Source organism: Seohaeicola saemankumensis (assembly GCF_042678485.1).
Lineage (GTDB): Bacteria > Pseudomonadota > Alphaproteobacteria > Rhodobacterales > Rhodobacteraceae > Seohaeicola > Seohaeicola saemankumensis.
Genome location: NZ_JBHTKR010000001.1, coordinates 108,376 through 130,226, shown reverse-complemented (window position 1 = coordinate 130,226; position 21,851 = coordinate 108,376). Strand labels below are relative to the sequence as shown.

Sequence of the window (21,851 nt, the reverse complement as noted above, 5' to 3'; positions counted from 1 at the left end):
TCAATCCTCCAGGCCGAAGGGGCGATCGACGCCCAGCACCAGCGCCACGAAATCCGCCAGCAATTGCAACAGGTAAAGGCCGAAGCCCAGCGGCAGGGCAAGGTAGGGGATCCACAACTTCGGCGCCCAGACCGTTTCAGACCGCCAGCCCCGCTCCCATGCGAAATGCCAGTTCTCATAGGCGTAGAACAGGATCACGCTGACCACGGCCATGGTCATCAGCAACACCAGCCCGGCCAGCATCTTGCGCGCGCGTCCCTTCACCAGGATAGGGATCAGGTCGACATTCACATGCCCCCGCAGGCTTTGCACATAGGGCAGCCCCAGCAGCGTGGCGCCGATCATCAGATAGATGACCGCCTCGGTCTGCCATATCGTGGATTGGCCCATCACGAAGCGGACAAAGATCATCTGGCATGTGATCAGGACCGAGGCCAGGATCATCACCGCGGAGATCCACCCGCAGACAGTCGAAAGGCCCTTTATCAGGCGCAGGATCAGGTAGCCGCCAGTGCTGGCGGCACGGGCAGAAGGCAGGGTTGCCATGGGACAGGCTCCGATGCTTGGGGGGTGTCGCTTGGGTCCGGGCGGATTGCGAACCGCCCGGACAGTCTTGTGTCAGGATACTGCGATCACTCGACCGCGAGGGCGAGGTCCAGCAACGCCTGGCCGTTCGGCACGCTGTCGACGAAGGACTTGTAAGAGCTCTGCTTGGCCAGGTCGAGCCAGGCGTTGAAATCGTCCTGCGTCATCTCGGCAATGGTCACGCCGGCCGCCTTGAACACCTCGACCGAGGCCGCGTCTTCCGCCTTGGCCTGCTCCAGATACCAGGCTTCGGCCTTTTCGGCTGCCGCCAGAAGCGCGGTCTTCTGCGCGTCGCTCAGACCCTCGAAGGTGGATTTGTTCATCATCACCGGCTGGTACATGAACCACAGCGCCACATCACCGGCAGGCGTGTAGCATTTGACCTGCTCTTGCAGACGGAAGGATGCGAAGGACGAAGACGAGGTGTTGACCGCCTGAAGCACGCCGGTCTGCATCGCGTTGTAAACCTCGGACGAGGCCATGGACGAGATCGAGGCACCGGCAGCCGCCAGCATCTCCTCGAACGACTTGCCGGCCGCGCGGGTGCTCAGACCGTTCACATGCTCGGGACGGGTGATGCAATCGCCGACGCTGGCGAAACCGCCCGCCAGGTAGCCATGGACCAGGATCATGATGTCATCCTCGGCCATGATCTTTTCGATCTCTTCCATGAACGGGCTTTCATTCAGGCGCGCTGCATGGTCGTGGTTCTTCACCAGGCCCGGCATCAGGGTCAGGTTATATTCGGGGCGCTGACCGCCCGAGTAGGACAAGGGATAGACGATCATGTCTACCTGCCCGCGCGACAGCGGGTTGTATTGCTCGCGCGCTTTCAGCAGCGATTCGGACGGGAAGATCTTGATCTCCAGGTCGACATTCGCCGCAGCAACATCGGTCGCGATCATCTCGGCGACCTTGTGGCGCACGTCGCCTGTAGACCACTGATGCGAAAGGCGCAGTTCGGTCGCGTTGGCGGCCGAAAGGCCCATGCCGAAAACCGCAAGTGCCGCAGCAGCGGCGAAAGTTCTGATGGTCATTCTATCCTCCCAGATGGATGTGCTGCGGGCTCCCTCCCGCAATCGCGACGATCCTGCGCGGCTGTGCATCCAATGTCAAACTTTTTGTATACAAGAATTCGATTGCCCAATACCAGGACGCGGGATACGATTGCACACATGAACACACGCATGGCCGACAATGTGCGCGAAGCACTGGAACAGATGATCGTCACCGGCGAATTCGCCGATGGCGAACGGCTGGATGAAATCCGTCTGGCCGAACGGTTCCATGTCTCGCGCACCCCGCTGCGCGAGGCGTTCCAGATGCTGGCCGCCTCGGGCCTGGTCGAGTTGCTGCCACGCCGTGGCGCCTTCGTGCGCCACCCCGCCTTTCACGAAATGATCGAGATGTTCGAGGTCATGGCCGAGCTTGAGGCCGTCTGCGGCCGCCTGGCCGCCCGGCGCATCACGCCAGAGGTGCTTGCCGCGATCCGCGCCACCGTCCTGGCCTGCGAAGCGGCGGTCGAGGCCGGCGACAGCGACGGCTATTACCGCGAGAACGAGCATTTCCATCAGCTGATCTATACCGCCTCGGGCAATGACTTCCTGGCCCAGGAGGCGCAGCGCCTGCACAAGCGGCTGCAACCCTTTCGGCGGATGCAACTGCGTGTGCGCGGGCGGATGATCCAGTCACTGACAGAGCATCGCCAGATCCTTACGGCGCTGGAAACCGGCGACAGCGAAACCGCCGAGGCGGTGCTGCGTGATCACGTGGCGGTTCAGGGTGGCAAGTTCAACGACCTGATGGCCAGCTACAAGCAATCCAACCTGCGCGCCAACCCCCAGCCCATGGCGATGCGGGTCTGACCCGGTGGGCGTCCCGTCGCGGGGCATCGTTGCGGGCCTATCATGCCGACGCGTCGGGGTGTGGCGTTCCGGACATCCTGACATCTTGACCGCCCGGGCGCGCTTTGGACCCTGTGCAAACCATGACATGCTGTGATCCGTGACATATCGGGAGATGGCAAATTTCAAACAATGACCCCTTCAAGTCGATCACGCTGCGCCATCTGCGGGTGATCGCGGCCTTGGCTGATCTGAAACTGGTGGCACGGGTGTCCGAGGCGCTCAACGTCACGCAACCCGCTGTTTCGAAACAAATCGCCGAGCTTGAAAAGATCGTCGGCGTGCCGGTGGTCACACGCGAACGCAACCGGCTTTACCTGACACCGATCGGGCGCAGGCTTGCCGAACATGCGCGCCAGGCCCTGAATCAGCTGGACCGCGCGGCCTTTGACATCGAGGCCATGGCCAGCGGCCTGTCGGGATCGGTGTCGATCGGTGTCGTAAGCTCTGTCGCGCCGACCCTGTTGCCGGGCACGCTGGCACTGTTCAAACGCAGCGCGCCACAGGCAAGCATATCCATTCAGGAAGGGCATTTCGTTGAGCTGTTGCCGGAACTCGAGGCCGGGGCCATCGATGTCCTGATCGCGCGGATCTGGCAACCGCAGGAAATGCCCGGCATCGACCAGATGGCACTGTTTTCAGAACCCGTTCTTGTTGTCGCCGGGCGCGATCATCCCTTGGAGAAAAAGCCGGGGCTGACATGGGCGGACACGGCCGCATTCCCATGGATTGTCCCGCAAGCGAACTCTGTCGCGCGTCAGGCGATTGATGCCCTGTTCGCGGCAAACGGGCTGGCACCGCCCAGCAATACGATTGCGTCCTTGTCGATGACGCTGAACCTGGAAATCCTGCGGGTCATGCCGGCATTGGGTTTCATGCCCAAACGCCTGGCGCAGACCCATGCCGCACGCGGGGACATAGTGATGCTGCCGCTGAACACACAAGGCCTGCTGTCCGAGGCGCGCTGTTTCTGGCGGCGGGACAAGGCCGCCCAGAACGGCACCCTGTCGCTGTTTCTGAAGTGTCTTCAGCAAGCGACGGATGACCTCAAGACCATTCCATTTGGTTAATGTATTATACCATATTTGGCTCTATTTTTAAGCATTTCATAAGCATACCTTATTCAAACACTCGGTTTGGGAGGGCGCGTGTGATGATTCTGACCCGGCTTGCGCCCATGGCTTGCCCATGTCCGTGACGGCAATGACAGCATGCGATGTCCTGGCGGGATTCCGGTCCGGGACCCTGTCACCGGTCGATTACCTTTCGGCCTGCCTGGATCGCATCGCAACAGTAAATCCCAAGATCAACGCCCTGGCCGCCATGGATGTCGCGCGCGCCCGCGCACAGGCGCAATCGGCCACGGCGCGGTGGCAGGCGGGGCAGCCGAAAGGTCCGCTGGACGGGCTGCCCATCGGGGTCAAGGATCTTCAGGACACCAAGGGCCTTCTGACGACCCATGGCAGCATAGCCGCGCGCGGAAACGTGCCGGACCGGGACCTGCCGATGGTCGCGCGCCTGCGCGCGGCGGGGGCCATTGTCCTGGCCAAGACCAATGTTCCGGAACTGGGCGCGGGCGGCAACAGCCGCAACCCGGTCTGGGGGGCAACGGGCAATCCGTTCGACCCGAACCTGATTGCCGGCGGCTCCTCGGGCGGGTCCGCCGCGGCGCTTGCGGCAGAACTTTTGCCGCTTTGCACCGGATCGGACACGGGCGGATCGCTGCGGATACCCGCGGCACTCTGCGGGATCGTGGGCTATCGCCCCTCCGTGGACGTCATCGCGCATCCGACGCGGCCGCTTGGCTGGTCCGGGATTTCGGTGCTGGGACCAATGGCGCGCACGATGGATGACCTGATCCTGATGCTGGGGATCTGCCAGGGGTATGACCCCGACGACCCGCTATCGGTGGCGGGCGCCCCGGACCGGTTTGCCGCCCTGCCGGATATCCGCCTCAGGGATCTGCGGATCGGCTACAGCCCCGATTTCGGCAGCGCTGCCATTGCGCCCGAGATCCGGCAGACCTTCCTGGAGCGGATCGACCTGATCCGTCCGCATGTGCGCGATTGCCGCCCCGCGGACCTGGCCCTGGGCGACATGGATCGCTGCTTTGACATCCTGCGCGCGGAAAGCTTTCTGTCGGCCTTCGCAGAGGCGCTGGACCGGACACCCGCGGCCTATGGCCCGCATATCGCGGCCAATGTCGCCCTGGGGCGCAGCATGACCCTGGCTGACCGGGCCTGGGCGCATGCCGAACAAACGCGCATCCTGCGCCGCTTCAACGCCTTGATGCAGAGATTCGATGTCATCCTGTTGCCGACCGCGCCCGTATCACCCTTCCCCTGGACCCAGTCCCACGCGCAGGTCATCGACGGGCAGGAGATGGACATCTATTACCGCTGGCTTGCGCTGGCCTATCGCGGGTCGCTTGCCGGGGGGCCGGCGATCACCCTGCCCTGCGGACGGGATCCCGGCGGAATGCCTTTCGGGATGCAGATCCTGGGCGCGGCACGGGGCGATCAGGCCCTGCTGGCCAGCGCGCGGGCATTCGAGCGGCTGTTCGCCCAATCCCCGACAACCGCCCGCCCCAGGCCCGATCTTGCGGCGATCGCGCCGTCCCGGATCGACCTGCGGTCGATCGTGACGCATCCGCCCCATCTGGATGGGCAGGGCCCGCGCGATGCGCCGCGCGTAAAGACGGCGGTATAGGCGATGTTCTATGTCCCCCTCGTCTTCATCGTTCTGCTGATCACCGGCACGGCATTTGCCTATCTGATGGGTGCGGTGTCGATCGTGACATTCATCGCCACCGACAAGGCGCAATTCCTGTCGGTCCTGCCACAACGGATCTTCGCGCAACTTGATGTCTTCGCCTTCATGGCGATGCCGATGTTCATTCTGACCGCCGAGATCATGAGCCGCGCCGGTGCCACGCGCAGCCTGATCGACTTTGCGATGTCCCTCGTGGGCCGGTTCAAGGGTGGCCTGGGTCATGTGAATATCCTGACCAGCGTCTTTTTCGCCGGCATCTCGGGGTCCGCCGTCGCGGATAGCGCGGCCCTGTCACGCACCTTCGTGCCGGAAATGACCGCGCGCGGCTACACCCCCTATTACGCCGGTGCGATCACCGCCGCATCGTCGATGATCGGGCCGATCATCCCGCCGTCGATCATCATGATCATCTACGGCGGCCTGACCGGCACATCGGTCGCGGCCCTGTTCATCGCGGGCGTGGTCCCCGGCTTGCTGCTGGCGGCCAGCCTGATGGCGCTGAACGCCGGGATCGCCGTCGCCCAGGATCATCCGGGCGGCAAATCCGAGACTTTGCCACGCTTCCTGCCCAGCCTGATCAATGCGGCCCCCGCGTTGTGCCTGCCTGTCATCATCCTGGGCTCGCTGGTGTTCGGGTTGGCCACGCCGACCGAGGGGTCGGCCATCGCCGTGCTGTTCGCGCTTATGGCGGGGCAGTTCTACAAGGGGCTGGACTGGCGCATGATCTTCGACGCGGTCGAGGCGACCGCAAAGATGACGGGCACGATCTTCATCATCCTCGCCGCGATTTCGGTGCTGGGATACCTGGCCGGGCAATTGGGCTGGTCGCAGGCGCTGGCGGGATGGGTCGACAGCTTTGGCCTGACCGGGACGAAATACCTGTTCTTTCTGATGGCGGTCTTCCTGGTCGCGGGCATGTTCATGGACACGCCCGTGGCGCTGACCCTGCTGATCCCGCTCTTTGCCCCGCAGGCCCTGGAACAGGGGATCAGCCCCATCCACCTGGGCATCGTGCTGTGCTTCAACCTCTGCGTCGGCCTGATCACGCCGCCACTGGGCAAATGCCTGGTCGTCGTCGCGGCGCTGACCAATCTGAACTACTGGCGGCTGGCATATACCGCGCTGCCATTCATTGCCGTGCAGGTGCTTGTGTTGCTGGCGCTGGTCTACTGGCCAAGCCTCAGCCTCGCATTGCCGCGCCTGTTCGGATTTTCCGTGAACTGACGACAAACTGGGAACTGGGAACTGGGAGGTACCTCATGACACTCAAGGCACTCACACTGGCGGCACTGCTGGCCATGTCCACCACGGCTACGGCCGAGGTCAAGATCGCGCTGGATGGCAAACCCGACATGGAACAATCGGGGTCCTACAACTGGGCCTTCGCCTTCGGCAACGCGCTGAAAGCCGGCGGAATGGAGACACGCGAAATGCCCGCCGGCTCTGTCGGCAACGAGGCCGAGAAATTCGACCAGGTCTCGACCGGGCTGCTGGAGGTGTCGCTGTCGGATGTGCGGTCCATCGCGCAGGTCGACCCCTTCATCTATGGCGTGCGCCTGCCCTATATCTTCGACGACGCCGCCCATATGGACCGCGCCGTTGCCGCCGGAAATGTGTTCGAACGCTTGAACAACAGCCTCGCGGCGCAGGATGTACGGGTTGCGGCCCTTGTTCCGATCGGCCCGTCCTCGGGGATCATCACCACCACGCAGGCCGTGCGTAACCCTGCCGACATGTCCAGCCTGCGGATGCGGGCGCTGGATGACGCGCAGATCGCGATGTACCAGGCCTGGGGGTCCAGCGGCACCATCGTGCCATGGGGCGAAGTGCCCGCAGGTCTGCAGACCGGCGTGATCGACGGCTACCTGAACTCGCCCTTCGTGCCGGTGATGTTCGGGCAGACGGATTTCGTGCGTCATTTCTCGGATGCGGGCGTGATCATCCCGATGCGCGCCGTGCTGATGTCCAAGGCATGGTATGACGGGCTGACCGACGCCGAGCGCGCCACCGTCGATGCCGCCGTTGTCGCCGCCGATGCGGCCAATCGTGAATGGCTGGCCAAAGCCTCGGAATCCGGTCTGACCGCGCTTGAGGAGAAAAGCGTCACAGTCCAGCGCCTGACCGCGGAGGAACGCGCCGTTTTCCGCGAGGCATCCAAGGCCGTTTATGAATCCGACCTGATGCCCAGCGCCGACGTCAAGATCTGGACCGATCTGTCCGACGCCAATCGCTAAGCCGGACAGGCGGGCCACGATCCCGGCCCGCCTGTCCCTTCCGACCGGAGAACGACGATGCGCAAGATGATCATCGACCTCAGCGACGGCTTGCACAAGGCTGTGCGCCACATCGCGGTCCTGGCGGTCTGCCTGATGTTTTTCACCGTGATGATCCAGATCGTCGCGCGCTACGTGTTTTCCGCGCCCCCCGTCTGGACCGAGGATGTGGCCCGCTACGCAATGGTCTGGACAGGGCTTTTGGGGGCGACCCTGTCGTTCAAGACCCGCGCGGATGCAGTCCTGATGGAAAGCGTGTTTCCCCCGCGTCCGCATCTTCTGGGGCACCTGGCCGAAGCGATCCAGTCCGCGGCGGTGCTGACCTTCGTGCTGCCGGTCGTCTATTTCTGCTTCATGGGCCTGAAGGGCGGATTTGCCAAAGGCTACCTGGCGCGTCAATCCGGGCTGACGGCCGACACGCTTGGCATACCGATGGTCTGGATCTCGGTTTCCGTTCCGCTGTCCATGATCATCATCCTGTTGCACCTTGCGGCACGATGGGCGGGTGACAGCCCACGCGGCGCGCCCCCGTCGCAACTGGATTGATATCTGACAGCCATTGCCACGCGACATTGCAGACAGCTTGCCGCCCGGCAAGCCCGCGCGGCATCACCACGCCACGCCCGCGTTCAGACCGACAGATAGGCATCCCTGATCTCGGGGTGGGCGTTCAACTCGGCCAAGGAGCCGTGGAACTTCTGCGCGCCGCCTTCGATGATGATGGCCACATCGGCCACGGCACGGGCGAAATGCAGGTTCTGTTCCGACAATAGGACCGTCAAACCTTCGGATTTCAGTTGCAGGATCACGCGGGCCATCTGTTCGACAATGACCGGGGCGATGCCTTCACTGGGTTCGTCCAGCAGCACGAAGCTGGGGTTGCCCATCAGCGTACGCGCGATGGTCAGCATCTGCTGCTCGCCACCCGACATTTCCTTGCCCCGGTTGTTGCGCCGTTCGGCCAGGTTGGGAAAGAGATCGAAGAGCATGTCGCGGGTCCATGTGACCGTGCCTTCGCGCGGGGGCTGGCGGCCCACCTCAAGGTTTTCCAGCACCGTGAGGTCGGTGAAGATGCGCCGATCCTCTGGCACATAGCCAAGGCCCATCTTGGCGACCCGGTGCGGCGCAAGGCCGACAAGATCCTTCCCCATGAAGCGGACCTGCCCGCTGCGCGGCGCAACCAGCTGCATGATGGATTTCATCGTGGTGGACTTGCCCGCCCCGTTGCGCCCCAGCAGGGCCGCGACCTGCCCGCGCTGGACCGAAAAGCTGAGATCGCTGAGAACATGGGCCTTGCCGTAGAAGCTGTTGACGGATGCGATCTCAAGCATGCTGGCCCTCCTCGGCGGCGTGGAACAGGGTGCCACCACCCAGGTACACCTCTTGCACGCGCGGATCGTTGCGGATCTGATCGACCGTGCCATCCGCGATCAGCTGGCCCCGGTTCAGCACCATGACCCGGTGTGCATGGGCAAAGACCACATCCATGTCATGTTCGGTAAACAGCACGCTGACGCCGCGATCGCGCACGATATCGGCGGTCAGTTGCATCAGGGCGATCCGTTCACGCGGGGCCATCCCGGCGGTGGGTTCATCCATCAGCAGCAGGCTGGGTTCATGCGCCAGCGCAATCGCCAGTTCCAGCCGCTTCAGATCGCCGTAAGCCAGTACCGCGCAATGCCGGTCCGCCTGATCGGCCATGCCCACCAGGTTCAGCAGGTCCAGCGCCCGGTCACGATAAAGCCTGTGCGCATAGGGCAGAATCGAAAAGACCCGGCGATGATGCGAGATCAGCGCCATCTGCACGTTTTCCGCCACCGTCATCGACGCATATGTGCCGGTGATCTGGAACGTCCGCCCCACCCCCATGCGCCAGATCTGGCGGGGGCCCAGTCCCGCCAGGTCCTGACCGTTCAGCCAGACGGTGCCGGCCGTGGGTTTCAACTGACCCATCAGCATGTTGAAACAGGTGCTCTTGCCCGCGCCATTGGGGCCGATCATCGCCAGCAGTTCGCCCTTGTGCAGGGCAAAGGACACGTCCGACACGGCCTTGATCGCGCCGAAGGATTTCGACAGGCCCTGGGTTTCCAGAACGATGCTCATTTGCTGTCCTCCGTGCCGCGCAACAGGCCCCAGCGTTCGCCCAGCTTGCGCGCGGTGCCGACCAGCCCGTCAGGCGCCAGGATCACCACCACGATGATCAGGATGCCCAGCGCCAGACGCCAGTATTCAAAGCGGGTCAGGATATCCTTGACCCCTTCCAGCGCGGCGCCGCCGACGACACCGCCCGCCAGCGTCTTGACCCCACCCAGGAAGACCACGATCAGCGCATCGAAGCTGCGCGCGATCTCAAGCTCGTTGGGAAAGACGCTGCCCTTGGAAAAGACGAACAGCCCCCCCGCGACACCGGCCATGGCACCGGCCAGCGCGAAGGCCGCCCATTGCACGCGCTTGGTGTTGATCCCCGTCGCCTCGGCCTGGCGGGCGCTGTCGCGGGCGGCGCGCAGCGCATAGCCGAAAGGCGCATGGGCTGCGTGGCGCAGAAACAGGATTCCGCCCGTACAGATCACCAGCGTCAGGTAGAAATAGACCGTGGTGCCAGAGGCCCAGGCCGAGGGCCAGATATTCACCAGCCCGTCATCGCCGCGCGTCACCTCGCCCCACTGGAACACAAGGCTCCACAGCAGCTGCGAAAACGCCAGCGTGAGCATGGCGAAATAGACGCCCGTCAACCGCAGGCAGACCCAGCCGATGATGATGGCGGCCATGCCCGCGCCCAGCGGCGCCAGCAGCAGGGCCAGTTCCATCGGCGTCTCGGCATAGGTGACCAGCAGGGCCGCGACATAGGCCCCACCTCCGAAAAACGCGGCATGGCCGAAACTGACCAGCCCGCCAAGGCCAAGGATGAAATGCAGGCTGGCGGCGAAGAGGCAGAAGATCAGGATATCGGTGGCCAGCACCAGCGCGAAACTTGACCCGTAGACCGGCATCAGCGCCAGCAGCGCCAGCCCCGCGGCCACGATCATGCGCGCGCGCGGCCCGGCAGGTTTGATCGGGCGCTCGGGCTCGCCGACCTGGCCATGTTCGCCCGCCACTTCGGGGCGGCCGAACAGGCCATAGGGGCGGATCATCAAGACCAGCACCATGATCACGAACATCAGCACCAGCGTGCTTTGCGGCATATAGGTGACGCCGAAAACGCCAAGCACCGAGATCAGCACCGCCGCCAGATAGGCGCCAGGCAGCGACCCCATGCCGCCGATCACCACGACGACGAAAACCGCCGTCAGGATGTTGAAATCCATCAGCAGGTCGGCCCCGCCCTTGGGCAGTTGCAGCGCCCCGCCCAGGCCCGCCAGCGCGCAGCCCAGAAAGAAGACGCCGGTGAACAGCCAGGACTGGTTGACGCCCAGCGCGCCCACCATCTCGCGGTCCTGGGTGGCAGCGCGCACCAGCACGCCGACCCGCGTACGCGTGATCAGATACCACAGGGCCAGCGCCACGAAGGGCGTGATCACCAGCAGCGCAAGATCGTATTTCGGCACCGGCTCGCCCATGATCCGCACCACGCCGGTCAGGCCGGGGGCACGCGGACCCAGCACATCCTCGGCGCCCCAGGTCATCAGGGTCAGGTCCTGGATCACCAGGATCACGCCGAAGGTGGCGACCAGCTGAAACAGTTCAGGCGCGCGGTAGACCGGGCGCAGCACACAGATTTCCACGATGACGCCAATCAGCCCCACGATCACGCCCGCCAGCAGGATCGAGGTCCAGAACCCCACCGCCCCCGGCAGCACCTGCATCAGGCTGTAGCCGACATAGGCGCCCAGCATGTAGAACGATCCATGCGCGAAATTCACGATCCGGGTGACGCCGAAGATCAGCGACAGCCCCGAGGCGACCATGAACAGCGCGCCTGCATTGGCAAGCCCCGTCAGAAGCTGTGCGATGAAGAAACCCATATGCGCGGCCCCGGTTGTTCTGGAGAAAGCTCAGGCCAGCGCCGGGCGCGCCCGAAAGGCGCGGCACGGCTGACCAAGAGGTGCGGGCGGCAGACCAGCCGCCGCCCGCAATCGTGGCGCGCAGGCTCAGTTCGCCGGGCGCAGCTTTGCGACCTCTTCGTCGCTGGGCAGGTAATCGGCGCCGTTCTTGTAGGTCCAGTCGACCATGACGCCCTTGCCGTCCTTCATCGCGATGGTGCCGACGAAAGCCCCCATGGTCGCCTGATGGTCAATCGCGCGATAGGTGATCGGCCCGACGGGTGTATCCAGTTCAAGCCCCTTGAAGGCCATCTTCAGCGCCTCGGTCTCGGTGCTGCCGGCCTTTTCCAGCGCCGCCGCGATGGATTGCACGGTCATGTAGCCCACCAGCGATCCGATGCGGGGATAGTCGCTGTAACGTGCCTGATAGGCATCGACGAAAGCCTTGTTGGAGGCGTCCGTCACGTCATACCAGGGATAGCCGGTGACGACCCAGCCGACGGGCGCCTCGTCCGCCAGCGGATCGAGGTACTCCGGCTCGCCCGTCAGCATCCCGTAAACCGTGCGCCCGTCAAACAGGCCCCGCGTCGTGCCTTCGCGGACGAATTTCGCAAGGTCGGTGCCGAAGGTCACGTTGAAGACGGCATCGGGCTTGGCGCGTTCCAGCGCCTGAACCTCGGCCCCCGCGTCGATCTTGAACAGCGCGGGCCACTGCTCGGTCACGAATTCCACATCCGGTTTCAACTGGGTCAGCACGGTCTTGAAGGCCGCGACCGCTTCCTTGCCATAGGCATAGTTGGGCGCGATCGTCGCATAGCGGACCGCATCGGATTTCGCGGCCTCTTCGGCCAGCATCGCCGCCTGCATGTAGGTCGAGGTCCGCAGCCGGAAGGTATAATCGTTGCCGCTGGCCCAGACGATGGAATCCGCCAGCGGTTCGGACGCGAGATAGAGGTATTTCTTTTCCGCCGCGAGCGAGGAAATCGCCAGGCCCACGTTGCTGAGGATGGTGCCGGTCAGCATGACCGCGCCGTCGCGCGTCATCAGCTCCTCGGCGATCTTGATCGCCTCGCCGGGATCGCCCTGATCGTCGCGGAAGATGAATTCCAGCGGCTTGCCCAGCACGCCGCCTGCGCCGTTCACCTCTTCCAGCGCCAGCTCGATCCCCATCTTGTAGGGTTCGGCGAAGGCGGCCATGCGCTTGTAATGGTTGATCTCTCCGATCTTGATCGTGTCCTGCGCCAGGGCGGGAAGCCCCGCCATGGCAAGTGCGGCCGCACCTGCCAGTCCTTTCAGAAACGTCTTGCGATGCATTGGGATATCCTCTCTGTTGGGTGTCCTCAGTCGTGCTGGACGAAAGTTGGTCTTACAGGGTCTCCAAGGTCTTCGGTCGCCTCGGTTTCGATCAGGTCGCGTATCCTTTTACGGTATACGTTCGGGCCTTTGTCTATGGCAATGCGGATGGGCTTGCGCTTTTGCGGGCGCTGTTCCTCGATATGGATCGCCTCCAGGATCTCCTTGTCCTCGGCGAAGGCCACGCGGAACATCGCGTCCATCTGCGCCGAGGCCGCATCATCGCCCACCGCCGCGTTGCGGATATGCATCCAGTGGTCGATCGTGTAATCCTCGGTCACCGGGGTCACGAAATGCAGCGCGAAGATACGCACACCTTTCTGGCGCTCGTCCTCGGGCAGGTTCAGCGCCGCATCGGCGCTGCCGAAATCGATCACCGCGGTGCTGGGCAGATGCAGATGGTAGTAGTGCCAGCGGTCGACATTGCCGGTAAAGCCGCCGAACTTCTGGAAAAACCCCACAGGCGGCGCATCGCGGATCCAGCGCCAGGCGGTAATGACCTTGCCGCGTGTGCTGACATGGACAGGGACATTCTCGGATGCGGAACTGCCCAGCGTCGTGGGATGCACAAAGCTGACATGCGCGGGGTCCACCAGGTTTTCCGCCACGTTCAGGTAATTCGCATGCAGATGCAGCGCGTCGCCATGATGCACATGCCAGGCCGGATCGCTGAATTCGGGCATGTCGAAGATCAAGGCAGGATCGGCGCGGTCAGGCTCCCCCGTCCAGACCCAGACGATGCCATGGCGTTCCTCGACCGGGAAGGCATCGACATAGGCGCTGGCGGGCAGGTTCTCCTGCCCCGGCACGCGGACGCAGGCGCCGGTGCGATCAAAGGTCATCCCGTGATAGCCGCACTGGATCGTATCGCCGATCCGCTTGCCCCTGGACAGCGGCAACTGCCGGTGCGGGCAGCGATCCTCCAGCGCAACAAGCGCACCGTCACTGGCGCGGAACATCACCATGGTTTCATTCACGATGGTCAGGGCGCGCATCTCGGCGCCGAAATCATGCGACCATCCGGCCACATACCAGGCGTTCCTGACGAAAGACATCGTCCTACCCTCCTGTTGCGCCGCCCGCCAGGCGGACGATCCTTGCCGATCACGCGATGCCCGGCGCGCAACACGCCGCCGTCGTCCTGCTTGACCTTTCCCCCATTCCGCACCAAAAACTTGTTAGCTGTCAAACAAATTTTTCTGGCGTAATCAGGAAATGGACCCCGCCCCGCTTTCGTGAAACACTACTGCACGGATCACGGGCAAGACAACGGCGCGCAAGGCACGCAGCCCCCGGAGGAAAGACGGCGGATGGACATCGAGAACCGGGAAAGGTCGACCTATCGGCTGGAGGACCAGATCGGCTTCAAACTGCGGCTGGCCAACCAGAAACACCTCGAGGTTTTCGCCCGGATGATGCCGGATGTGACGCCCACGCAATTTGCCGTGCTGGCCAAGCTGATGGACGAGGATACGATCTCGCAGAATCAGCTGGGTCGGCTGGTGGGCATGGATGCGGCCACGACCAAGGGCGTGGTCGACCGGCTTCGCGCCAAGGGGCTGGTACGACGCAGCAAAAGCACCTCTGACATGCGCCGGCTGGATATTTCCCTGACCCCGGAGGGGCGCAACTTCGCCGCCCAGGCCATAGAAACGGCGCACCGGATCTCCGAGGTGACCGCCGCGAACCTGACCCGCCGCGAGATGGAGCGGCTTCTGGAACTGCTGGACAAGCTCTGACAGAGGAAGGGCGCGCAGGTCGCCCCCCTTCATCGTTCTTCAAATACTCAAAATCCGACGCATCCCGCAGGATCAGCGCAGCCCGTCCTTGCCTTCGGCCTCGGCATGGGTCAGCCCGCCGACACGCGGCAAGGGGCGGCCGCTGTCGGTCACGGCGACAGCCACCATGATCTCGCCTGCCCGTGGCGCATCGTTCAGCCGCACCTCGATCCCGTCGAAATGGCTGCGCACGTAAGCCGCGTCCTTGTGGCCCAGCGGCACGTCCAGCACCTGACCCGGCCCGCCCATCTTTTTCGACGACGGTACCAGGGCCGCGCCCTTTTCCACCGCCGCGCGCAGGGGGGCGCCCAGTTTGGGATGCAGGATGGCGGCGGCATGTTCCAGTTCTCCGCCCTCGCCGACCATGGCGGCCTTGCCATAGCTTTGCGCCTGGCCCGGCGCGATCCCAAGGGCCGCGACGCAGCGCGCCCCCAGCAGCCCGCCCAGTTCGGCGCCGATCTCGATCAGCGCGGACAGATCATCGGCGTAGCGCCCGGCATAGGGGTTCGCGATGACCGCCACCGCCACGGCCTTGCGGGTGGCGGGGGTGATGGTTTTGCCCATCTCGGTATGGGTTTCCTCGACCCAGACGGCCAGTTTGCGGATATCGGCGCTCATCTCAGCCCGTCCTTTCCTGTGATCTTGTCGGCGGCAAGGCCACCGGCGCGGTTATGAACACGCGGGCCGGTCGTCATGACCAGCATCAGCGCCATTTCATCGGCGCGCGGCGCGTCGTTCAGGCCCAGTTCCATCGCGTCGAAATGGCTGCGCACATAAGATGCGTTGATATGGGTGATCGGCACGTCGAGCCGGGTGCCCGGCCCGCCGACCTTCTTGGTGGAGGGCACGATCGCCATGGCGTCGCCCAGCACCTCGCGCATGGCATAGCCACCCGGCGCATGCCACAGCGCGCCATGTTCCAGCTCGCCTGCCGCGCCGACGATGGCGCCTTTGCCATAGCCTTCGACGATTGCAGGGTCACCGCCCAGCAGCTCCACCAGCCGGTTCGCCATCATCAGGCCCAGCGGCTTGAGGTCTTCCATGAAGGGCTGGATATCCTCGACATAAGCGCCCGCGAAGGGATTGCGGATCACCGCGATCACGGCGGCGCGGCGCAGCGGCGTGGTGGCGCGGGGCCCGCCTTCGTGGAAGACCTCTTCCACGACACTGGCGAATTTGCGTATCTCGACCTCAGGCATATGAGAGGCTCCTTTCCTTGAGGGCCGTGGCCCCGTCTTCGAAATCTCCGACCGTAACGCCCTGACCTTGCAGGACCAGTGCTGCGGCGGCAATGGCGCCGGTGTCGATCATCGCCTGCGCGCGGGTGACGCCATGTGACAGGGCGCGGGCGATATCTGCGGGGGGCAGCGGGGCGACATGGGTCACGACCGGGCGCGCGCCCAGATCGGTGTCGGGCCAGACATCGCAGGCGGGTTGCCGCGTGATCGCCGGATGCCCCGGCAGATCGACCGCGTTGGCAATCAGCGTGGCGGCGGCATCCGCCGTGGCGGCATCGCGCGCCAGCACCGTCACCGCCCCCGCAATACCCAGGCTGAGGCTGCGCCCGCCCTGCCCCGAAGTGGCAATGCCGCCAACGCCGTCTGTGGCGCGCAGCGTGATCTGGCCCGCCAGTTGCCCGTCCAGCCCGGCGATGGCGGCGCGGTATTCCGCGCCCGGCGCCAGATGCAGCGCGATATCGCCGCCGTTGTTCACATGGGCGCGGATCAGCGGCGTCGCGGCCAGCATGGCGGACAGCACCGTATCCGCGACCGAGCCTGCCACGGCGGCCATGGGAGTGACGAAATCGCCCTGCGCCACGGTTCCGCAGGCGCGGTGCATCCGACGGGCGATCTGGCCCTGAGGTGCCGCGCCAAGGGGTGCGCGCAACAGGGGCAGTTCCGGCACCAGTTCATCCAGCACGGTGGCAAAGCGGTCGCGCGCCGCGCGATAGGCGATGCGGCAGGTCGCGTCATCCGGCGCCTCGACCCCGATGATCAGGTCGATGGGGCCATGTTGCAGGTGCAACCGCCCGTCATCCAGCAAGGCAGAAACCGGCCCTGTCATCCGCGCCGCCCCTTTCGATCAGGCCGCCAGCGGTAATTCTGCGGATCATGCGGATCAGGCTGGCTGATGTTCGGCAGCACCTTGCGGATCGCGGGTGTCAGCACTGTCTCGACGGGCCGCACGTGATCCACATGCCCGCCCAAGGCCGCGTAATCGGCCAGCCGCAGGGTGAATTCGATCGGGGCGACCAGCGCCGGGGTCGGCACATAGCCGAAGGAATTGGTGGGCATGTCCATCACATCGGCCATCACGGTGATACCGCCACCGGGCCAGACATAAGCCTCGGCCCCGCCGCAGGAGACGTAGGTGAGCGCGTCCTTGACCGAGCGGGTCAAACGCACGGGGTTTTCGGTGACGCCCGCGCGCAAGCTGCCGCCCGCACCGCCCATGAACAGCACCGAGCAGAGCGAAGGTTCGCAGTTTTCCGCGATCCGCTCGGCGGTGGCCAGCAGCGGCGGCGTGATGTCGGCCGGTTGCGGGACAAAGTTTTCATCAAGGATGTAATAGGCCCATTGCTCGCCCGTGGTGGAGATCATCAGCAGGCGCAGGCCCGGCCATGCCAGTTTCGGATCGGCGGGCTTGAGGATGGTCAGCGGGTCTTCGACATTGGTGCCGCCCCAGCCGGTGCCGGGATCGGCCACCTGGAAATAGCGCCCCGGCGTGGATTTGCGGCCCTTCACCTTGATGCCCGACAGGCGCATGTCGAGGCCCTTGCCCGCCTCATGCTCGCTGAGTACGCCGGTGATATGGTCATCGACCACGACCACCTCATCGACATGGCCGTACCATTGCTTGGCGAACATCCCGATCGTGGCCGAGCCGCAACCCACGCGCATCAGCTTTTCCGGAGTGCCGTTGATGATCGGCGCATGGCCCGCCTGCACCACGATGGTCACGCCATCGTCGATCTGCATCTCGACCGGTTCGCGGTTGCACAGGCGCATCAGCGCGTCGCAGGTCACGCGGCCTTCCTTCTTGGACCCGCCGGTCAGATGTTCCACCCCGCCCAGCGACAGCATCTTGGAGCCGTATTCGGCGGTCATCACATGGCCGATCGCCTCGCCCTCCACCCGCACGATGGCGCGTTCGTGGCCGATGTGGCGGTCTGTGTCGATCTTCACCTTGACGCCGCAATAGCTGAAGATGCCTTCGGTCACGACGGTGACCATGTCCACGCCCTCGACCTGCTGGGAGACGATGAAGGGGGCGGGTTTGTAATCGGGATAGGTGGTGCCCGCGCCCACGGCGGTCACGAAGGTGCGGTTGCCCTGGATGACATCGCCATCCCAGTCCTGCGCGTTCTCACCCTGATCCAGAAAAGCCACGGCCTGCGCGCCGCCCTGGATCACCGTCAGCGGATCGAGGCGGACCAGCGTGCCGCCATGATTGGCATAGCGGTCACAGGCACCCGCCTTGCCATCGGCGATGTAGCACATCACCGGACAGGCATCGCAGCGAATCTTTTCGGACGTGGGGTTCGGGGCATTGTCGTCAGGCATGTCCGACCTCCTTCAGCGCGGCGCGCACCCGCGCGGGGGTGGCGGGCACGCGGGTGATCCGCGCGCCGGTGGCGTGTTTGATGGCATTGAGGATCGCAGGCGCCGTGGGGATCAGCACATGTTCCCCCAGCCCCTTGGCGCCGTAGGGCCCGTGGGCATCCGGCACCGCGACGATCAGCGTCTCGATCGGGGGCACATCCCCGATGGTGGGGATCAGGTAGTCATGCAGGTTTTCGGTGCGATGGGGGATATATTCCTCCATCAGCGCCATGCCCATGCCCTGGGCGATGCCGCCCTGCACCTGACCCTCAACCAGCAGCGGGTTGATCGCCTGCCCCACGTCATGGGCGGCGACAAAGCGCAGCGGGCGGACACGGCCAAGGGCGATGTCCACATCGACCACCACCAGATGCGCGGCATAGCCGTATTGGGCATAGGGTTCGCCCTGGCCGTTCTTGTCCAGCGGTTTGGTGGGGGGATCGTAGGTCTCGTTCACCTCAAGCACATAGCCTGCGGGGTTGGGCGTCAGCCGCGCCAGATCGAGGGTGAAGCTTTGCGCCCCGTCGGTGACGGTGACGCCCGACGGATCAAGCGTGATCACCGCATCGGGGCTGGCATTGACCTGCGACAGCACCGCCGCGCGCAGCGCCTCGCCCGCGAGACGCGCCGCATTGCCGGTCACGAAGGTCTGGCGGCTGGCCGAGGTTTTGCCCGCGTCCGGCGTCAGGTCGGTATCGGCGCCGATCAGCGCGACCCGGTGCACCGGCACACCGAAGGCGCGGGCGAAGATCTGCGGGATCACCGTGTTCGACCCCTGCCCGATATCCATCGCCCCCTGATGCAGCACGACCGTGCCATCGGCGCGCAGCCCCGCCCGGATGGTCGAGGGGTTTGGCATCGAGGTATTGCCGCAGCCATACCAGCCCGCCGCCAGCCCGACCCCGCGTTTATGGGTGGTGTTGCTGGCGTTGAACGTGTCGCATTCGGCCTTTGCCGCCGCCCATGCGGGGCGCAAGGCCTCAAGGCAGGGCTTGATCCCGACACCCTGTGCAAAGACCTGCCCGCAGACCGTGGGCAGGTTGTTATCAAGCGCGTTGAGGATGCGTAACTCCAGCGGGTCCAAGCCCAGCTTGCCCGCCAGATCATCGAACAGGCTTTCCTGCGCGATGGCTGATTGCGGCACGCCGAAACCGCGGAATGCACCAGCGGGGACGCAATGGGTATTCACCGCCCGCGATGTCGCCCGGTAATCCGCCACGCGGTAGGGCCCCGAGGCATGGACCGGCACCCGGTTCGCCACGGTCGGCCCCCATGAGGCATAGGCCCCGGTGTTGAAATCCCCGTCGAAGGTCATGCCCGACAGACGCCCGTCACGACCGGCCCCGATCCGCATGGTGATCTGCGCGGGGTGGCGTTTGGTGGTGGATTGCATCGTCTCGACCCGGTCATAGGTCATCCGCACCGCCCGCCCCGTCCTGATCGCGGCAATCGCCAGGAAGGGTTGCAAAGACACGTCGATCTTGGAGCCGAAGCCGCCGCCCACCGCCGTGGGCACGATGCGGATGCGATCGCGCGGCAGGCCAAGGATCTGCATCAGCGCCTCCTGATCCATCACCGGGGCCTGGGTGCAGGCATGGACCACGACACGGTCACCGTCCATTTCGGCAAAACCGGCCTCGGGTTCGATATAGGCATGTTCGACGAAGGCTGTGGTGAACTGCCCCTCGATCGTCACATCCGCGCGGGACAGCGCGGCCTCGGCATCGCCACAGGCGACATGGCCGCCGCACATGATGTTGCGGTCGCGGCCCGGATGCAGTTGCGGCGCGCCGGGGGCAAGGGCGGCGTCAACCTCCATCACCGCGTCGCGCACCTGCCATGTGACGGGGAAATCAGCAAGATCGAAGCGGGCCATCGCCTCGGCGTCACCCACAACGGCGGCGACGGCATCGCCCCGGAAAAGCACGTGATCGACCGCGAAGACCGGCTGGTCGATGAAACCTGGGATCACGCCAAAGGCGTTCAGCCCCGGCACATCGGCGGCGGTCAGCACGGCAACGATGCCGGGATGGGCCGCGCGAAAGGCATCAAGATCGCCGAAGGTGAACCCCGCATGGGCATGGGGGGATCGGATGACGCGCAACACCAGCGCACCGGCGGGGGCCACGTCATCGCCGAAAGCCTCGGTGCCGGTGACCTTGGGCAGCCCGTCCAGACGGCGGATCGTGGTGCCGACATCGCCCGAGCCTTCGGCGGCGGGGGCCACGCCCGCGCCGGCATCGACCACCGCGTCGATGATCTTGCGATAGCCGGTGCAACGGCACAGCACCCCGCCCAGCGCATCCTGCACCTGTGCGGCGTCAGGCGTGGGCCTGTCGCGCAAAAGCGCCACGGCGGACACCATCATGCCCGGCGTGCAGATCCCGCATTGCGCGGCCTGATGGGCCTGAAAGCTGTCCACCAGCCTTGTGGCATGAGGATCGGCCTTGACCAGACCCGCCAGCGTCTCGACGCGCGTGCCCGCCGCCTGCTGCACCGGCATCAGGCAGGCGCAGACCGGCGCGCCATCGACCAGCACCGTGCAAGCGCCGCAATCGCCCGCGTTGCAGCCGATCTTGACGTCGCGCGCGCCCAGCCTTTCGCGCAAGCTGTGGGACAGGCGCTCGCCGGGCATCGCAGCCACCTCGACCACCTGGCCGTTCAGGTGAAAGGCCGTCAGATCCGGTGCCGTGCGCTTATCCATGGGACTGTTCCCCCTGCTCTATCGCCATGGCCAGCGCACGGGCGCAGAGCGTGCCCGCCGCCTCAAGCCGGTATTCCGCACTGCCGCGCACATCTGCGATGGGTGACAGCGGCGCAAGGTGACGGGATGCGATGATCCCTGCCCCCGCGTCCAGCACATCTTGCGCGCGGCGCCCCGCCAGATCGCCCTCAAGCGCCGGCAGCCGTTGCGCCGTGGCGGAGCAGGACCCGACAGCCACCGCTGCCTGCACGATCCGGCCCTGATCCAGCGTCACGACCACGGCCACCATGGCGATGGATATCACCAGATATTCCCGCGCGCCCAGTTTCAGAAAGGCCCCTTGCGCGGCCTCGGGCAGGTCCGGCACATGCAGGGCGGTCAGCACCTCGCCCGGCATACGCGCGGTCTGGCGTGGCCCCTTGAGGAAATCCGAAAGCGCCATGCGCCGTGTACCCGCGGTCGAGGCCAGCTCGACCACCGCGCCCAGCGTCAGCAGGGGCGGCACCCCATCAGCGGCGGGGGAGGCGTTGCACAGATTGCCCGCGATGGTGCCCGCGTTCTGGATCTGGATCGAACCCACCTCGCGCGCGGCTGCCTTCAGCCCGTCGAAAGCGGGCGGCAGATCGGCGCGGATCACATCGGTCCATGTCGTGGCCCCGCCGATGCGCCAGCCGCCCTTGTCGCCTGTGTCCCGCGAGATCCCGCGCAGTTCAGGGACGCGGGTGATATCGACCAGATCGCCCTTGAGCGGCCGCTGGCCCTGCGCCGGAAACCAGTCGGTCCCGCCCGCGATCACGGCGGCATCCTGCCGGCCCAGCGCCTCCAGCGCCTCGGACAATGATGCGGCAACAAGATATCCCATCGCAGCTTCCCCGTTGTCGACCACCTCTGGCGGGCGGC

Annotated in this window: 20 protein-coding genes; 7 read left to right on the top strand and 13 right to left on the bottom strand. The window is 65.1% G+C overall.

What is annotated here, in order from left to right:
• Both ACFQ3C_RS00595 and dctP read right to left on the bottom strand, forming a co-directional pair.
• Complete coding sequence (locus ACFQ3C_RS00595) at positions 1–546, bottom strand: TRAP transporter small permease (RefSeq protein ID WP_380788163.1); 546 nt, start codon at positions 544–546, stop codon at positions 1–3.
• 86 nt (positions 547–632) lie between these two features.
• Positions 633–1,622 carry a TRAP transporter substrate-binding protein DctP gene (gene dctP, locus ACFQ3C_RS00590; RefSeq protein ID WP_380788161.1) on the bottom strand — a complete coding sequence of 330 codons (990 nt, stop codon included), beginning with the start codon at positions 1,620–1,622 and terminating at the stop codon, positions 633–635.
• A gap of 138 nt (positions 1,623–1,760) precedes the next feature.
• Here dctP and ACFQ3C_RS00585 point away from each other — a divergent pair, with 138 nt between their 5' ends.
• The 6 genes from ACFQ3C_RS00585 to ACFQ3C_RS00560 all read left to right on the top strand — a co-directional run bounded on the left by ACFQ3C_RS00585 (position 1,761) and on the right by ACFQ3C_RS00560 (position 8,080).
• Positions 1,761–2,450 (top strand): GntR family transcriptional regulator, encoded by a 690-nt coding sequence (locus ACFQ3C_RS00585; RefSeq protein WP_380788159.1) that lies wholly within the window; start codon positions 1,761–1,763, stop codon positions 2,448–2,450.
• A 146-nt stretch (positions 2,451–2,596) separates the two neighbouring features.
• The gene (locus tag ACFQ3C_RS00580; protein ID WP_380789098.1) at positions 2,597–3,559 is read left to right on the top strand and encodes a LysR substrate-binding domain-containing protein; all 963 of its coding nucleotides are present in this window, start codon (positions 2,597–2,599) and stop codon (positions 3,557–3,559) included.
• A gap of 133 nt (positions 3,560–3,692) precedes the next feature.
• Positions 3,693–5,198 carry an amidase gene (locus tag ACFQ3C_RS00575; RefSeq protein WP_380788157.1) on the top strand — a complete coding sequence of 502 codons (1,506 nt, stop codon included), beginning with the start codon at positions 3,693–3,695 and terminating at the stop codon, positions 5,196–5,198.
• A gap of 3 nt (positions 5,199–5,201) precedes the next feature.
• A complete protein-coding gene (locus ACFQ3C_RS00570; RefSeq protein WP_380788155.1) occupies positions 5,202–6,485 on the top strand; it encodes a TRAP transporter large permease in 1,284 nt (427 codons plus the stop codon).
• Positions 6,486–6,520: 35 nt separating this feature from the next.
• Entirely contained in the window at positions 6,521–7,495 is a 975-nt protein-coding gene (locus ACFQ3C_RS00565; protein ID WP_380788153.1) for a TRAP transporter substrate-binding protein, read from the top strand.
• Positions 7,496–7,552: 57 nt separating this feature from the next.
• On the top strand, positions 7,553–8,080 hold the full coding sequence (locus ACFQ3C_RS00560) for a TRAP transporter small permease (RefSeq protein ID WP_380788151.1): 528 nt from the start codon (positions 7,553–7,555) through the stop codon (positions 8,078–8,080).
• A gap of 83 nt (positions 8,081–8,163) precedes the next feature.
• Here the strand turns inward: ACFQ3C_RS00560 and ACFQ3C_RS00555 are convergent, their stop codons facing one another.
• The 5 genes from ACFQ3C_RS00555 to ACFQ3C_RS00535 all read right to left on the bottom strand — a co-directional run bounded on the left by ACFQ3C_RS00555 (position 8,164) and on the right by ACFQ3C_RS00535 (position 13,922).
• The gene (locus ACFQ3C_RS00555) at positions 8,164–8,865 is read right to left on the bottom strand and encodes an ABC transporter ATP-binding protein (protein ID WP_380788149.1); all 702 of its coding nucleotides are present in this window, start codon (positions 8,863–8,865) and stop codon (positions 8,164–8,166) included.
• Positions 8,858–9,637: an ABC transporter ATP-binding protein gene (locus ACFQ3C_RS00550; protein WP_380788147.1), complete on the bottom strand. Its 780-nt coding sequence runs from the start codon at positions 9,635–9,637 to the stop codon at positions 8,858–8,860. Before ACFQ3C_RS00550 ends, ACFQ3C_RS00555 begins: the two co-directional genes overlap by 8 nt.
• Positions 9,634–11,496 carry an ABC transporter permease gene (locus ACFQ3C_RS00545; RefSeq protein ID WP_380788145.1) on the bottom strand — a complete coding sequence of 621 codons (1,863 nt, stop codon included), beginning with the start codon at positions 11,494–11,496 and terminating at the stop codon, positions 9,634–9,636. The genes ACFQ3C_RS00550 and ACFQ3C_RS00545 overlap by 4 nt, the downstream gene beginning before the upstream one ends.
• 126 nt (positions 11,497–11,622) lie before the next feature.
• Positions 11,623–12,828: an ABC transporter substrate-binding protein gene (locus tag ACFQ3C_RS00540; RefSeq protein ID WP_380788143.1), complete on the bottom strand. Its 1,206-nt coding sequence runs from the start codon at positions 12,826–12,828 to the stop codon at positions 11,623–11,625.
• 26 nt (positions 12,829–12,854) lie between these two features.
• The gene (locus ACFQ3C_RS00535; RefSeq protein ID WP_380788141.1) at positions 12,855–13,922 is read right to left on the bottom strand and encodes an aromatic ring-hydroxylating dioxygenase subunit alpha; all 1,068 of its coding nucleotides are present in this window, start codon (positions 13,920–13,922) and stop codon (positions 12,855–12,857) included.
• A 255-nt stretch (positions 13,923–14,177) separates the two neighbouring features.
• Here ACFQ3C_RS00535 and ACFQ3C_RS00530 point away from each other — a divergent pair, with 255 nt between their 5' ends.
• Entirely contained in the window at positions 14,178–14,606 is a 429-nt protein-coding gene (locus ACFQ3C_RS00530; protein WP_380788139.1) for a MarR family winged helix-turn-helix transcriptional regulator, read from the top strand.
• Positions 14,607–14,678: 72 nt separating this feature from the next.
• Here ACFQ3C_RS00530 and ACFQ3C_RS00525 read toward each other — a convergent pair whose 3' ends face one another.
• From ACFQ3C_RS00525 to ACFQ3C_RS00500, 6 genes are read right to left on the bottom strand one after another with little or no spacing between them, the layout of a single operon-like run.
• A complete protein-coding gene (locus tag ACFQ3C_RS00525) occupies positions 14,679–15,263 on the bottom strand; it encodes an amino acid synthesis family protein (protein ID WP_380788137.1) in 585 nt (194 codons plus the stop codon).
• Positions 15,260–15,844 (bottom strand): amino acid synthesis family protein, encoded by a 585-nt coding sequence (locus ACFQ3C_RS00520; RefSeq protein ID WP_380788135.1) that lies wholly within the window; start codon positions 15,842–15,844, stop codon positions 15,260–15,262. Before ACFQ3C_RS00520 ends, ACFQ3C_RS00525 begins: the two co-directional genes overlap by 4 nt.
• Positions 15,837–16,709, bottom strand: a complete 873-nt coding sequence (locus tag ACFQ3C_RS00515; RefSeq protein ID WP_380788133.1) for a UPF0280 family protein — start codon at positions 16,707–16,709, stop codon at positions 15,837–15,839. Before ACFQ3C_RS00515 ends, ACFQ3C_RS00520 begins: the two co-directional genes overlap by 8 nt.
• Positions 16,706–18,208: a 6-hydroxynicotinate reductase gene (locus ACFQ3C_RS00510; protein ID WP_380788131.1), complete on the bottom strand. Its 1,503-nt coding sequence runs from the start codon at positions 18,206–18,208 to the stop codon at positions 16,706–16,708. Before ACFQ3C_RS00510 ends, ACFQ3C_RS00515 begins: the two co-directional genes overlap by 4 nt.
• Positions 18,201–20,951 (bottom strand): molybdopterin-dependent oxidoreductase, encoded by a 2,751-nt coding sequence (locus ACFQ3C_RS00505; RefSeq protein WP_380788129.1) that lies wholly within the window; start codon positions 20,949–20,951, stop codon positions 18,201–18,203. Before ACFQ3C_RS00505 ends, ACFQ3C_RS00510 begins: the two co-directional genes overlap by 8 nt.
• On the bottom strand, positions 20,944–21,813 hold the full coding sequence (locus tag ACFQ3C_RS00500) for an FAD binding domain-containing protein (protein WP_380788127.1): 870 nt from the start codon (positions 21,811–21,813) through the stop codon (positions 20,944–20,946). The genes ACFQ3C_RS00505 and ACFQ3C_RS00500 overlap by 8 nt, the downstream gene beginning before the upstream one ends.
• Positions 21,814–21,851 lie beyond the last annotated feature (38 nt).